The sequence below is a fragment of the Burkholderia aenigmatica genome (assembly GCF_902499175.1).
In the GTDB taxonomy this organism is placed as follows: Bacteria; Pseudomonadota; Gammaproteobacteria; order Burkholderiales; family Burkholderiaceae; genus Burkholderia; species Burkholderia aenigmatica.
In genome coordinates this window covers 13,099-25,937 of record NZ_CABVQC010000046.1, presented here as the reverse complement: position 1 = coordinate 25,937, position 12,839 = coordinate 13,099, and the positions used below count along the sequence as shown (strand labels likewise).

General features: G+C 64.6%; 14 protein-coding genes. 10 read left to right on the top strand and 4 right to left on the bottom strand.

All coding sequences use genetic code 11. The features are described 5' to 3' along the window. Positions 1–204: 204 nt before the first annotated feature. Together nadA and nadC are read left to right on the top strand one after the other, a co-directional pair. The gene (gene nadA, locus BDO18943_RS27960) at positions 205–1,341 is read left to right on the top strand and encodes a quinolinate synthase NadA (protein ID WP_175024833.1); all 1,137 of its coding nucleotides are present in this window, start codon (positions 205–207) and stop codon (positions 1,339–1,341) included. Further along, the gene (gene nadC / locus BDO18943_RS27955) at positions 1,338–2,219 is read left to right on the top strand and encodes a carboxylating nicotinate-nucleotide diphosphorylase (protein WP_175024832.1); all 882 of its coding nucleotides are present in this window, start codon (positions 1,338–1,340) and stop codon (positions 2,217–2,219) included. Before nadA ends, nadC begins: the two co-directional genes overlap by 4 nt. Positions 2,220–2,313: 94 nt before the next feature. Here nadC and nadB read toward each other — a convergent pair whose 3' ends face one another. From nadB to radC, 4 genes are all read right to left on the bottom strand, one after another. Then, positions 2,314–3,900, bottom strand: coding sequence for an L-aspartate oxidase (nadB, locus tag BDO18943_RS27950; RefSeq protein WP_089451146.1), 1,587 nt, complete (start codon positions 3,898–3,900; stop codon positions 2,314–2,316). Between the two features lie 160 nt (positions 3,901–4,060). Further along, positions 4,061–4,228: a 50S ribosomal protein L33 gene (gene rpmG / locus BDO18943_RS27945; protein WP_006478046.1), complete on the bottom strand. Its 168-nt coding sequence runs from the start codon at positions 4,226–4,228 to the stop codon at positions 4,061–4,063. A gap of 17 nt (positions 4,229–4,245) precedes the next feature. Then, entirely contained in the window at positions 4,246–4,479 is a 234-nt protein-coding gene (gene rpmB / locus BDO18943_RS27940) for a 50S ribosomal protein L28 (protein ID WP_004186391.1), read from the bottom strand. Positions 4,480–4,716: 237 nt separating this feature from the next. Beyond that, complete coding sequence (gene radC, locus BDO18943_RS27935; protein ID WP_175024831.1) at positions 4,717–5,502, bottom strand: RadC family protein; 786 nt, start codon at positions 5,500–5,502, stop codon at positions 4,717–4,719. A 135-nt stretch (positions 5,503–5,637) separates the two neighbouring features. On the opposite strand from radC, the gene BDO18943_RS27930 reads away from it, so the two are divergent. The 8 genes from BDO18943_RS27930 (at position 5,638) to BDO18943_RS27895 (ending at position 12,835) form a co-directional block, all read left to right on the top strand. Next, positions 5,638–6,093 (top strand): FKBP-type peptidyl-prolyl cis-trans isomerase, encoded by a 456-nt coding sequence (locus BDO18943_RS27930; RefSeq protein WP_027786673.1) that lies wholly within the window; start codon positions 5,638–5,640, stop codon positions 6,091–6,093. Between the two features lie 2 nt (positions 6,094–6,095). After that, positions 6,096–7,076, top strand: a complete 981-nt coding sequence (ispH, locus tag BDO18943_RS27925; protein ID WP_011352949.1) for a 4-hydroxy-3-methylbut-2-enyl diphosphate reductase — start codon at positions 6,096–6,098, stop codon at positions 7,074–7,076. A 269-nt stretch (positions 7,077–7,345) separates the two neighbouring features. Continuing rightward, positions 7,346–8,023 (top strand): amino acid-binding protein, encoded by a 678-nt coding sequence (locus BDO18943_RS27920; protein WP_235996208.1) that lies wholly within the window; start codon positions 7,346–7,348, stop codon positions 8,021–8,023. A gap of 211 nt (positions 8,024–8,234) precedes the next feature. After that, entirely contained in the window at positions 8,235–9,185 is a 951-nt protein-coding gene (locus BDO18943_RS27915; RefSeq protein ID WP_006488946.1) for a branched-chain amino acid ABC transporter permease, read from the top strand. A gap of 18 nt (positions 9,186–9,203) precedes the next feature. Further along, on the top strand, positions 9,204–10,373 hold the full coding sequence (locus tag BDO18943_RS27910) for an ABC transporter permease subunit (RefSeq protein ID WP_175024829.1): 1,170 nt from the start codon (positions 9,204–9,206) through the stop codon (positions 10,371–10,373). A gap of 24 nt (positions 10,374–10,397) precedes the next feature. Beyond that, a complete protein-coding gene (locus BDO18943_RS27905) occupies positions 10,398–11,174 on the top strand; it encodes an ABC transporter ATP-binding protein (protein ID WP_043187587.1) in 777 nt (258 codons plus the stop codon). Then, positions 11,174–11,890, top strand: coding sequence for an ABC transporter ATP-binding protein (locus BDO18943_RS27900; RefSeq protein ID WP_043189946.1), 717 nt, complete (start codon positions 11,174–11,176; stop codon positions 11,888–11,890). Before BDO18943_RS27905 ends, BDO18943_RS27900 begins: the two co-directional genes overlap by 1 nt. Positions 11,891–12,163: 273 nt before the next feature. Next, a complete protein-coding gene (locus BDO18943_RS27895; protein ID WP_175024828.1) occupies positions 12,164–12,835 on the top strand; it encodes a DUF2278 family protein in 672 nt (223 codons plus the stop codon). The last annotated feature ends 4 nt before the right edge of the window (positions 12,836–12,839 follow it).

Here is a 12,839-nt window from a genome sequence, read left to right as displayed (position 1 = left end):
TTTTTATTTGGTCCGCCGGTTTTTGAACGGTGATCGGCAGGGCCGGATTCGTATGAGGCTTGGGGCAGCGTGGAAGCGTTGTTCCGGGGCGAACGCAGGGGATGGGATCGGAGTAAGTGTTGAAGCGCTAATTCCGATCGACCGCGAAGCATGGGGTGGGAGTAAGTGCTAAAGCACTAACTCCCACCGACAGGAGATATGGAGATGCAGTCGACGATCAAACCCGTCGAATACGATCGGCCCGTTGCAGCCGGGACCGTGTGCGGCGTGGGACAGGCGTGGGCCAAAGTGCCCGACGCACCGTCCGCCGAAGAGCGGGTCGCGCTGAAGGAGCGCATCAAGGCATTGCTCGTGCGTGAAAGGGCCGTGCTGGTCGCGCATTACTACGTCGATGCCGAGTTGCAGGAACTCGCCGACGAAACCGGCGGTTGCGTCGCCGATTCACTCGAAATGGCCCGCTTCGGCCGCGATCACGACGCGCAGACGCTGGTCGTCGCCGGCGTGCGCTTCATGGGCGAAACCGCGAAGATCCTGAGCCCGAACAAGCGGATCCTGATGCCCGACCTCGACGCGACCTGCTCGCTCGATCTCGGCTGCCCGGTCGACGAATTCTCGGCATTCTGCGACGCGCATCCCGACCGCACCGTCGTCGTCTACGCGAATACCAGTGCGGCCGTGAAGGCGCGCGCGGACTGGATGGTCACGTCGTCGATCGGCCTCGAGATCGTGGCCGACCTGCACGCACGCGGCGAGAAGATCATCTGGGCGCCGGATCGCCATCTCGGCAGCTACATCCAGAAGAAAACTGGCGCGGACATGCTGCTGTGGCAAGGCTCGTGCCTCGTTCACGACGAGTTCAAGGGTATCGAACTCGACCTGCTGCGCGCCGAGTATCCGGACGCGAAGGTACTCGTCCACCCCGAATCGCCGGAAAACGTCGTCGCGCAGGCCGATGTGGTCGGGTCGACCACGCAACTGATCGACGCGGCCGTCAAGCTCGACGCAACACACTTCATCGTCGCGACCGATCTCGGCATCCTGCACAAGATGCAGCTGGCCGCGCCCGGCAAGACCTTCATCGCGGCGCCGACGGCCGGTAATAGCGCAACTTGCAAGAGCTGCGCGCACTGCCCGTGGATGGCGATGAACGGCCTCGCGAACCTCGCCGACGTGCTCGAACGCGGCCACAACGAGATCTTCGTCGATCCCGCGATCGGTGAGCGCGCACGCCTGCCGATCGACCGGATGCTCGACTTCGCAGCGGCGCACAAGAAGCGCGTGCAGGCGAGCGGCGATCTGCAGCACGACCAGCAACTGTTTGCGAACGTGGGGGCTGCATGAGTCAGGCTGTATCCCCGCTGTTCGACATCGTCCGCGAGCAATACGGCGCGGCATTCGACGATGCGATCGCGCGCAACGTGACCGATGCGATCGCGGAAGACGTCGGTACCGGCGACCAGACCGGGCGGCTCGTGCCGGCCGGCGGGCGTCGCCGTGCACGCATCATCGTGCGCGAGGAAGCCGTGCTGTGCGGTGTGCCGTGGTTCGAGGCCGTGATCGCGCGGATCGATCCGTCGATCACCGTGCAATGGCGCTATCGCGAAGGTGACCGCATGACGCCCGATTCGACCGTCTGCGAACTCGACGGGCCGGCGCGCGCGCTGCTGACGGCCGAGCGCAACGGGCTGAATTTCCTGCAGTTGCTGTCGGGCGTCGCGACCGCGACGCGCCGCTACGTCGATCGCGTCGAAGGCACGCGCACGAAGATCCTCGATACGCGCAAGACGCTGCCGGGCCTGCGGCTCGCGCAGAAGTATGCGGTACGCGTCGGCGGTGGCGAGAACCAGCGTCTCGCGCTGTACGACGGCATCCTGATCAAGGAGAACCACATTGCGGCGGCAGGTGGTGTCGGCGAAGCGCTCGATGCGGCGTTCGCGCTGGAGTCGGGCGTGCCCGTGCAGGTCGAAGTCGAGACGCTCGCGCAGCTCGACACGGCGCTCGCGCATCGCGCGCAGTCGGTGCTGCTCGACAACTTCACGCTCGACATGATGCGCGAAGCGGTGCGCGTGGCGAACGGCAAGGCCGTGCTCGAAGTGTCCGGCGGCGTCAATTTCGACACAGTGCGCGCGTTCGCGGAAACGGGCGTCGATCGCATCTCGATCGGCGCGCTGACGAAGGACGTGCGCGCGACCGACTATTCGATGCGGATCGTCGACTGACCGAACCTCGTCCAGTCAGACAAAAAAGCCGTTGGCGCGCAAACGCCAACGGCTTTTTTCTTGTGCACCCCCGGCTGCAGCCGGGGAGGGCCGCTCAGCGACGCGCGCGCGGCGTAAGCACGCTCGGCAGTGCCTTCGGCAGCGTGTTCGGCCAGTCGCGGCTGTAGTGCAGCCCGCGGCTTTCGCGGCGCGAGTGCGCGCTCTTCACGATCAGGGTCGCCACGTCGACGAGGTTGCGCAGTTCGAGCAGGTCGCGCGTCACGCGGAAGTTCGCGTAGTACTCCTGGATCTCGTCGCGCAGCAGCGACAACCGGTGCTTCGCGCGTTCGAGGCGCTTGTCGGTGCGCACGATGCCGACGTAGTTCCACATCAGGCGGCGCAGCTCGTCCCAGTTGTGTGCCACGACGACTTCCTCGTCCGCATCCGATACGCGGCTTTCGTCCCACGCGGGCAGCGTGGCCGGCGTTTCGGCGTCGAAGCCGGCCGCTTCGATCGCCTCGGCCGCCGCGCGGCCGATCACGAGACATTCGAGCAGTGAGTTGCTCGCGAGCCGGTTCGCGCCGTGGAGCCCCGTGTACGACGTTTCGCCGACCGCATACAGGCCGGTGAGATCGGTGCGCCCGGCGAGGTCGGTGACGACGCCGCCGCACGTGTAGTGCGCGGCCGGCACGACGGGAATCGGCTCTTTTGCGATGTCGATGCCGAATTCGAGGCAGCGCGCGTGGATTGTCGGGAAGTGTTCGCGCAGGAACGCTTCCGGCTGGTGGCTGATGTCGAGATACACGCAATCGATGCCGCGCTTCTTGATCTCGAAGTCGATCGCGCGCGCGACGATGTCGCGCGGCGCAAGCTCGGCGCGCGGATCGTGTGCGGGCATGAAGCGTGTGCCGTCGGGCAGCTTCAACAGGCCGCCTTCGCCGCGCACGGCTTCCGAAATCAGGAACGACTTCGCATACGGATGGAACAGGCAGGTCGGGTGGAACTGGATGAATTCCATGTTCGACACGCGGCAACCCGCACGCCATGCCATCGCGATGCCGTCGCCGGTCGCGGTGTCGGGGTTTGTCGTGTACAGGTAGACCTTGCCGGCGCCACCCGTTGCGAGCACCGTATGCGGCGCTTCGATCGTGATCGTGCGGTCGTTGTCGACGTCGAGCACATACAGGCCGTGACAGCGGCGGCCGGGCAGGCCGAGCCGGTCCGACGTGATCAGGTCGATCGCGTGGTGGTTTTCGAAGAAGGTGATGTTCGGATGCTGGCGCGCGCGGTCGGACAATGTCGCGAGCACGGCATGGCCGGTCGCGTCGGCCGCGTGGATAATGCGGCGGTGACTGTGGCCGCCTTCGCGCGTCAGGTGGAAACCGAGTTCGGCTGCATCGTCCTTCGTGAACGGCACGCCCTGCGAGATCAGCCATTCGATCGCTTCGCGGCCGTGCTCGACGATGTAGCGCGTCGCGCCTTCGTCGCACAGGCCGCCGCCGGCGACCAGCGTGTCGTCGACGTGGTTCTCGATGCTGTCCGCCGAATCGAGGACAGCCGCGATGCCGCCTTGCGCGTTATCGCTCGCGCCCTCCATCATCGACCGCTTCGCGATCAGCGCGACACGTCGCGTGCTGGCCAGATTGAGTGCGACCGACAGCCCTGCCAGGCCGCTGCCGACGATCGCCACGTCGAATTTCATGCTGCATCTCCATCGTTACGCTTTTGATCTTGTGCATTCCGGCGGCCGTGGCCGCGGAAAGAGGAGAGCATACCGCGTCGCGCCAGAGCGTGCGCGCAAAACAAAAAGCCCCGCAGGTGCGGGGCTTTTCGGTCGCCGTCAGGCTGGCAGAAACCGGAGATTACTTGATCTTGGTTTCTTTGTACTCAACGTGCTTGCGGACGACGGGATCGAACTTCTTGATCGCCATCTTTTCCGGCATGTTGCGCTTGTTCTTCGTGGTCGTGTAGAAGTGACCCGTACCAGCGGTCGACTCGAGCTTGATCTTGTCGCGTGCGCCTTTTGCCATGATTGTGCTCCTTGGGCTTAGGCTTCGCCGCGTGCGCGCAGGTCAGCGAGCACGGAATCGATGCCGTTCTTGTCGATCAGGCGCAGGCCGGCGTTCGAGACGCGCAGGCGCACCCAGCGGTTTTCGCTCTCTACCCAGAACCGGCGGTTTTGCAGGTTCGGCAGGAAACGACGCTTGGTCTTGTTGTTGGCGTGGGAAACGTTGTTGCCGCTCATCGGCGCTTTCCCAGTTACTTGGCATACGCGTGCCATGAGAGCACTCCTAATACGCTAAATTCGGGGTTCGATCGCCGATGAAGGTTCCATCGCACCGCCACGTGATCCATGGCTGCACTCAGAACGCCGAAGCCCTTACAGACAAGGCCCTTCGATGGCTAGAACTGGTTGGAAAAAAGACAGACGGCGATTCTAGCAGAAAAAGTTCAGAAAAATCAAACCTAATTTCGCATCGCCGTTGCGGCGCCGTTGGGCGGGCCGCAACCGCACAGTCTACAGCCAACCGGCCCTTGCGAACGAAAAAGTATCGCTGGTGCCGATGACGACGTGATCGAGCAGCTTCACGTCGACGAGCGCGAGCGCGTCGTGCAGCACGCGTGTCAGGCGGCGATCTTCCGCGCTCGGCTGCACCGCGCCCGACGGATGGTTGTGCGCGACGATCAGCGCCGCGGCGTTGTGCACCATCGCGCGGCGCACGATTTCGCGCGGGTAGACGGCCATGCGCGTCAGCGAGCCGCGCGTGATTTCCTCCGTTTCGATCAGACCGTGGCGCGCGTCGAGGAAGACCGCGGCGAACACTTCGTGCGGACGCGCGCCGATCTTCAGCCGCAGATAATCCTCGACCGCGCCGGGCGAATCGATCTGCTTCTTCTCGTGCGCTTTCTCCTTCAGCACGCGCCGCGCGATCTCGATGACCGCAACCAGCCGGGCGGAGCGCGCAGGGCCGATGCCGGGGTGCGCCTCGAAATCGTCGGCGGTTGCCTCGAGCAGCCCGCGCAACGTCTTGAACTGCGCGATCAGTGCGCGGGCGGTCGCGAATACATCGTGCCCGGGCTTGCCCGTGCCGAGCAGCAGTGCGATCAGTTCGTCGTTGGTCAGCGCGGCCGGCCCGCGCTCCAGCAGTCGCTCGCGCGGCCGCTCGGGCCGCCAGTTGCCCGGGCGGCGCTTGCGCCGGCGGATCGGCAGCGCGCGGCCGGGTGGCGCGGCGGGCAGATCGGCGGTGTCGCGGCATTCGACGGGCGGCAGGGGCAAAGGCAGGGCTGGGCAGGGTGACAGCATGCTTGAAACTCCATTGGCGGCGGGCAGTGTGCGCGACGTCGTCGCACTTTCCGCCTTGCGCGCTCAGGTGACTTACAATATTGGCTTTGCGCCGGGCCTTTCGGCCGTAGCGGGCGCCGACTGAACGAGTAATTCATGAGCCTCATCGATCTATCCGAAGTGAAGCCCGGTTCCCACGTCACGTTGCATTACCGGCTGGCACTGGCCGACGGCGCCGACATCGTCAACACCTTCACCGACAAGCCGGCCACGCTGCTGCTCGGCGCGGGGCAACTGGCGCCGTCGCTTGAACAGATTCTGATCGGGCTCAGGGTCGGCGACCACTCGACTTTTCAGCTAACGCCCGAACAGGGGTTCGGTCCCCGCAATCCCGACATGCTCCAGCGCGTCACGCTGTCGACGCTGCGCGAGAACGGGATGGTCGGCGACGATTTCACGCCGGGCGAACTGATCGAGTTCAACGCGCCGGACGGCGGCCGCTATGCGGGGGTGCTGAAGGAAGTCAGCGAGACCTCGGCACTGTTCGACTTCAATCATCCGCTCGCGGGCCAAGCGCTCACGTTCGAAGTGAAAATCATCGGAATCCTGTAATCATGAGCACCACCGATACGCTGTCCGGGCAGACCGTCGCAGCCGATGCCGAAATCCTGCTGGCCCAGCCGCGCGGTTTCTGCGCGGGTGTCGATCGCGCGATCGAGATCGTCGAACGCGCCATCGCGATGCACGGTGCGCCGATCTACGTTCGTCACGAGATCGTCCACAACAAATACGTGGTCGAGGATCTGAAGAAGAAAGGCGCGATCTTCGTCGAGGAACTCGAGGAAGTGCCGGCCGGCAATACCGTGATCTTCAGCGCGCACGGTGTATCGAAGGCCGTGCGCGACGAGGCGGACGTGCGCGGGTTGCGCATTTACGACGCAACCTGCCCGCTCGTCACGAAGGTGCACGTCGAGGTGGCGAAGATGCGCCAGGACGGCGTCGACATCGTCATGATCGGGCACAAGGGGCATCCGGAAGTCGAGGGCACGATGGGGCAGGTCGAGCGCGGCATGCATCTCGTCGAGAGCGTCGAGGACGTGCAGAAGCTCGAACTCGCCGATCCCGAGCGCATCGCGCTCGTCACGCAGACGACGCTGTCGGTCGACGACGCAGCCGAGATCATCGGGGCGCTGAAGGCCAAGTATCCGAAGATCCGCGAGCCGAAGAAGCAGGACATCTGCTACGCGACGCAGAACCGCCAGGATGCGGTGAAGTTCATGGCGCCGCAGTGCGATGTCGTGATCGTCGTCGGCAGCCCGAACAGTTCGAATTCGAGCCGTCTGCGCGAAGTGGCCGAGAAGCGCGGTGTGGATGCATACATGGTCGATGCGCCCGACCAGATCGATCCGGCATGGGTCGCAGGCAAGCGCCGCATCGGCGTGACGGCCGGCGCGTCGGCGCCCGAAGTGCTCGCCCAGGCCGTGATCGCGCGGCTGCGCGAACTCGGCGTGCGCAACGTTCGCGCGCTCGACGGCATTGAGGAAAACGTGTCGTTTCCGCTGCCGCGCGGGTTGAACCTGCCGCCCGCCGCCTGATTGCCGCATCGCATCTGCGGAACACCGAAGCGCGCCTCCCGGCGCGCTTTTTTTTGCCTGTCGAAATTCCAATCGCAACCATTATTCGGACTAATGGTGCAACTAGGTTGCTCTTCGCGCTTCCAAGCGTCTCTCAAATTTGGTTGCAATGCAGGAAAACCCCATCGAATCAGGATTATTGGCGTCCTATAAATGGAGTTACAATGCGCCCGTTTTCAGGCCTGAATGGCTTTGAAATCGGGTTTTGGCAAGGCGCGGGAGACCATTCAATGCACGTGAAGTTGGCTTACGCCGTGTCCGTCGCCGCACCGGTTGCAATGCTTGCCGGCTGCAGCAAAAAGAGCGACGACGGGGCGGGCAGGGAGGCTGCGGTGTTCGCGGCACCGCCGGCCTGCGGCGTGCGCGTCGCCGGAACCGGTCGTGCGGCATCGTTCGCGTGCCGCAGCGCGCAATTGGGCAAGGACAAGGAAAACGGGGCACGTTTGGCGATCGAGGAAATCAACGCGCTTGGCCTGGCGAACGGCCAGGCAGCGGGCACGCAGGTTGCAACACCGCAAGCCGCCGGTCGTGGCGTGACAGCGACCGTGCGCGCCGATCGACGCAGGCCGGCCATGGTGCCCGGCAATGCGGGCAGCGTGCCGATGTCGCCGGTCCCCTTTCAATTCGATTCGACGAAACAGCGCGTTGCCGCGAGCAATGATGTCGCGACGCGCGGTCTGGTTCGTACGATGGATTCCGACGCAGTCCTGACGAATGTCGGGCACGGCGTTCGCGGTGCCTTGCGAGGCGGCGCGGCACGGAATCCGATCTGCCCGGGTGCGGGGCTTGCCTCGCACCGGACGGAAAAAGGCACGGATGCCGGGCAACCGGACGATGGCCGTCTCGGCATGCTGCCCTACGACTTCAAGGAGGCCACGAACACCGTCCTCGATGTCGTGACGATTTAGCGACGGGACTCATGACGGCACCGGAACAGTGCGGTGCCGTTTTTGTATCCGCTCCGGCGGCAGGTCCGGCCGTACAGGCCGGGCGGCGCGCGCCGGGACGATCCACCCTTACCGGTATCGACTAGTACCCGCAGTGTCGCCGAGAAGGCGCGATTCCTCGCTTACCCGCGGGGCGCAACGTCCTCCGGCAGCACGGGCCAAGGAGCTTTAAATGGATATTTTCGTCCAGCAGGTTCTCAACGGGCTGGTGCTCGGCAGTGTCTACGCCATCATCGCGTTGGGCTACACGATGGTGTACGGCATTCTCGGCATCATCAACTTCGCGCATGGCGACGTGCTGATGATCGGCGCGATGGTCGCCCTGTCGGCCATCACCGTGCTGCAGAACCACTTCCCCGGACTCGGCAACGTTGCGACGCTGACGATCGGCCTGGGTATCGCCGCAGTCGTCTGTGCGTTCGTCGGCTTCACGATCGAACGGGTCGCATACCGGCCGCTGCGTCGCGCACCGCGCCTCGCCCCGCTGATCACCGCGATCGGCGTGTCGATCCTGCTGCAGACCGCCGCGATGATCATCTGGTCGCGCAACCCGCTGCCGTTCCCGCAATTGCTGCCGACCGATCCGATCAACGTGATCAAGGCGACTGACACGACGCCCGGCGCCGTGATCTCGGTCACTGAAATCGTGATCATCGCGGTGGCGTTCATCGTGATGGGTGGCCTGCTGCTGCTCGTGCACAAGACCAAGCTCGGCCGCGCGATGCGCGCGATCGCCGAAAGCCCGAACACCGCGAGCCTGATGGGCGTGAACCCGAACTTCGTGATCTCCGCGACGTTCATGATCGGCTCCGCGCTCGCCGCGCTGGCCGGCGTGATGATCGCGTCCGAGTACGGCAACGTGCACTTCTACATGGGCTTCATCCCCGGCATGAAGGCATTCACGGCCGCGGTGCTGGGCGGGATCGGCAACCTCGGCGGCGCGATGGTCGGCGGCGTGCTGCTCGGCCTGATCGAGCAGCTCGGGGCCGGTTACATCGGCAACCTCACGGGTGGCGTATTCGGCAGTAACTACCAGGACGTGTTCGCCTTCATCGTGCTGATCATCGTACTGGTGTTCCGTCCGTCCGGCCTGCTGGGCGAACGTGTCGCGGATCGCGCGTAACGGAAGGGAGCAAACAACATGACATCCATTCAACCGATCGAATCCTCGACGTCGCTCGTCGAAGAGCGCAACACCGCCAAGACCGTCATCATCGGCATCCTGACCGCGGTCTTCGTGATCGCCGCGCCGATCATCATCGGCTCGGCCGGCGGCAACTACTGGGTCCGCGTGCTCGACTTCGCGATGCTGTACGTGATGCTCGCGCTGGGTCTGAACGTGGTGGTCGGCTTTGCCGGCCTGCTCGACCTGGGCTATATCGCGTTCTACGCGGTGGGCGCGTACACCGCGGCCTTGTTGAGCTCGCCGCACCTGACCTCGCAGTTCGAGTGGATCGCGGCGCTGGCACCGAACGGATTGCACATTCCGTTCTTCATCATCGTGCCGATCGCGATGGCGCTCGCGGCGACCTTCGGGATCCTGCTCGGCGCGCCGACGCTGCGCCTGCGCGGCGACTACCTGGCGATCGTGACGCTCGGCTTCGGTGAAATCGTCCGGATCTTCATGAACAACCTCGACCGTCCGGTGAACATCACCAACGGCCCGAAGGGGATCACGGGGATCGACCCGGTGCACGTCGGCGACTTCAGCCTCGCGCAGACGCACTCGCTGTTCGGGATCCAGCTGCCGTCGGTCTACATGTACTACTACCTGTTCGTGCTGTGCTCGCTGCTGGTGATCTGGGTGTGTACGCGCCTGCAGCACTCGCGTATCGGCCGTGCATGGGCGGCGATCCGCGAAGACGAAATCGCGGCGAAGGCGATGGGCATCAACACCCGCAACGTGAAGCTGCTCGCATTCGCGATGGGCGCGTCGTTCGGCGGCCTGTCGGGTGCGATGTTCGGTTCGTTCCAAGGCTTCGTGTCGCCGGAATCGTTCACGTTCTGGGAATCGATCGTCGTGCTCGCCTGCGTGGTGCTCGGCGGCATGGGCCACATCCCGGGCGTGATCCTGGGCGCGGTGCTGCTCGCGATCTTCCCGGAATTCCTGCGCTCGACGATGAGCCCGCTGCAGCACGCGCTGTTCGGTCATGACATCGTCGATACGGAAGTGATCCGCCAGGCGCTGTACGGCCTCGCGATGGTGGTCATCATGCTGTATCGCTCGGAAGGCCTGTGGCCCGCGCCGAAGCATGAGGACAAAATCGCGAAACTGGCGAAGCGCGCCAGCAAGAAGCCGGTGCGCGCTTAACCTACGGACACTGGGGATACACACATGAGCGACAAACAAATCCGACTGTCCGTCAAAGGCGTGAACAAGCGCTTCGGTGGCCTGCAGGCACTGTCCGACGTCGGCCTCCAGATCAAGGAAGGCGAGATCTACGGGCTGATCGGCCCGAACGGCGCCGGCAAGACGACGTTCTTCAACGTGATCACGGGCCTTTACACGCCGGACTCCGGCGAGTTCAAGCTCGACGGCACGGAATACAAGCCGACCGCGGTGCATCAGGTCGCGAAGACGGGCATCGCACGTACGTTCCAGAACATCCGCCTGTTCGGCGGGATGACGGCCCTCGAGAACGTGATGGTGGGCCGCCACGTGCGCACCAAGCACGGGCTGCTGGGCGCGGTGTTCCAGACGCCGGCCGAACGCCAGGAAGAGCGCGAGATCAAGGAACGCGCGATCGAGCTGCTCGAATACGTCGGCGTGCTGCAGTACGCCGACTACACGTCGCGCAACCTGTCGTACGGCCACCAGCGCCGTCTCGAGATCGCGCGCGCACTGGCCACCGACCCGAAGCTGCTCGCGCTCGACGAGCCGGCGGCCGGGATGAACGCGACCGAGAAGGTCGAACTCACGCGCCTGCTCGACAAGATCCGCTCGGACGGCCGCACGATTCTCCTGATCGAGCACGACGTGAAGCTCGTGATGGGGCTGTGCAACCGGATGACGGTGCTCGATTACGGCAAGGTGATCGCCGAGGGTCTGCCGCAGGACGTGCAGAAGAATCCGAAGGTGATTGAGGCATATCTCGGCGCAGGGGTGCACTGATGGCAGCGGCAATGTTGAAAATCAAGGGCTTGCAGGTCAACTACGGCGGCATCCAGGCCGTCAAGGGCGTTGACATGGAAGTCCGTCAGGGCGAGCTCGTGACGCTGATCGGCGCGAACGGTGCCGGCAAGACCACGACGATGAAGGCGATCACGGGTCTCAAGGCGTATTCGGCGGGCGACATCGAGTACGACGGCAAGTCGATCAAGGGCATTCCGACGCACGAGTTGCTCAAGCGCGGCCTCGCGATGGTGCCGGAAGGCCGCGGGATCTTCGCGCGGATGTCGATCGTCGAGAACATGCAGATGGGCGCATACCTGCGCAACGACACCGAGCAGATCAAGAAGGACGTCGACCGGATGTTCGGCTTCTTCCCGCGCCTGAAGGAGCGTGCAACGCAGCTCGCGGGCACGCTGTCGGGCGGCGAGCAGCAGATGCTGGCGATGTCGCGCGCGATCCTGTCGAAGCCGAAGCTGCTGCTGCTCGACGAGCCGTCGATGGGCCTGTCGCCGATCATGGTCGAGAAGATCTTCGAAGTGGTGCGCGAAATCTCGAAGGAGGGCATCACGGTGCTGCTGGTCGAGCAGAACGCACGCCTCGCGCTGCAGGCAGCCGACCGCGGCTATGTGATGGATTCGGGCACGGTCACGATGGAAGGCGACGCGAAGCAGATGCTCGACGATCCGAAGGTGCGTGCCGCGTACCTGGGTGAATGAGTGAGTGAATGAGCGGGCCCGGTGGCGCGTGACGGCAGATGCCGGGCGCGTCTCACACGGGCTTTCGAAAGGCTGTCACGGAATGCCGTGACAGCCTTTTTTTTCGTGTCACGCGATTCGGGTCGAACTTGTGCGGGCGGACGCGACTCCATTCGACTGTTGCGCCGCACCCGCGGCGCGGGAACGATGGGGTGGCCGCCGGCAGCCGGTCGCCCGCAAACCGACACACGGGCCGGGTAGCATCGACGGCCCATCGGGACACGGAGAGCACGCATGAGTCTGGACTACGGTTTCGTAAAGGCGAAGGTGACATCGGTGGCGAAGCTGAAGGGCTCTCCGCACGGCAGCGAGATCCAGTATCACATCCACCTGACGCTCGCGTTGCCGGGCGGCAACTGGGACGTCGCGATCAACGTCGGCACCAGCGACGCGGACGACCTGCTGAACTACAAGCTCGTCTACGATTTCCACCACCCGATCACGCAGACGCTCGCAGCCGCGGCCGAAGGCTATACGGACCTGACGGGGCAGGCCGCGTTGCCCGCGCTCGACTACATGCGCAGCGACATCCTGAACGAAACGGGGGCGTGGCGCCCGAGCGCCGTGATGGACGGTACCGAGAATCAGGAGCCGATTCCGTCGCTGCTGCGGCTCGTGAACGCAGCGCAGTCGCAGGGGCTCGACGTCGTCGTGTTCGGCCGCTCGTATTCGGAAGGCAACGGTATTCACGACACGCACATGAACCAGGGTTCGACCGGCTCGAACTACCTGCACCGTGCGGGCGACGACCACAACGACCACAACGACATCTGGCAGGACGGTGCGCTGATCGTGCGCGTGAGCGACACGCAGTGGGCCGCGTATTTCGCCGCGTTCGAGCAGCAGGCCGTGCCGACCGACGCGCTCGGCAATCCGCTGCCGGGCGCGGGGCCGATCACGCGCTGAGCGG

Bases quoted from the DNA above. Each gene is read 5' to 3' on its own strand.
- nadA (WP_175024833.1), top strand. From the start codon at position 205: ATGCAGTCGACGATCAAACCCGTCGAATACGATCGGCCCGTTGCAGCC.
- BDO18943_RS27905 (WP_043187587.1), top strand. From the start codon at position 10,398: ATGAGCGACAAACAAATCCGACTGTCCGTCAAAGGCGTGAACAAGCGC.
- rpmG (WP_006478046.1), bottom strand. From the start codon at position 4,228: ATGGCAAAAGGCGCACGCGACAAGATCAAGCTCGAGTCGACCGCTGGT.
- BDO18943_RS27900 (WP_043189946.1), top strand. From the start codon at position 11,174: ATGGCAGCGGCAATGTTGAAAATCAAGGGCTTGCAGGTCAACTACGGC.
- ispH (WP_011352949.1), top strand. From the start codon at position 6,096: ATGAGCACCACCGATACGCTGTCCGGGCAGACCGTCGCAGCCGATGCC.
- BDO18943_RS27915 (WP_006488946.1), top strand. From the start codon at position 8,235: ATGGATATTTTCGTCCAGCAGGTTCTCAACGGGCTGGTGCTCGGCAGT.
- rpmB (WP_004186391.1), bottom strand. From the start codon at position 4,479: ATGGCACGCGTATGCCAAGTAACTGGGAAAGCGCCGATGAGCGGCAAC.
- nadC (WP_175024832.1), top strand. From the start codon at position 1,338: ATGAGTCAGGCTGTATCCCCGCTGTTCGACATCGTCCGCGAGCAATAC.
- BDO18943_RS27930 (WP_027786673.1), top strand. From the start codon at position 5,638: ATGAGCCTCATCGATCTATCCGAAGTGAAGCCCGGTTCCCACGTCACG.
- BDO18943_RS27895 (WP_175024828.1), top strand. From the start codon at position 12,164: ATGAGTCTGGACTACGGTTTCGTAAAGGCGAAGGTGACATCGGTGGCG.
- BDO18943_RS27920 (WP_235996208.1), top strand. From the start codon at position 7,346: ATGCACGTGAAGTTGGCTTACGCCGTGTCCGTCGCCGCACCGGTTGCA.
- nadB (WP_089451146.1), bottom strand. From the start codon at position 3,900: ATGAAATTCGACGTGGCGATCGTCGGCAGCGGCCTGGCAGGGCTGTCG.
- BDO18943_RS27910 (WP_175024829.1), top strand. From the start codon at position 9,204: ATGACATCCATTCAACCGATCGAATCCTCGACGTCGCTCGTCGAAGAG.
- radC (WP_175024831.1), bottom strand. From the start codon at position 5,502: ATGCTGTCACCCTGCCCAGCCCTGCCTTTGCCCCTGCCGCCCGTCGAA.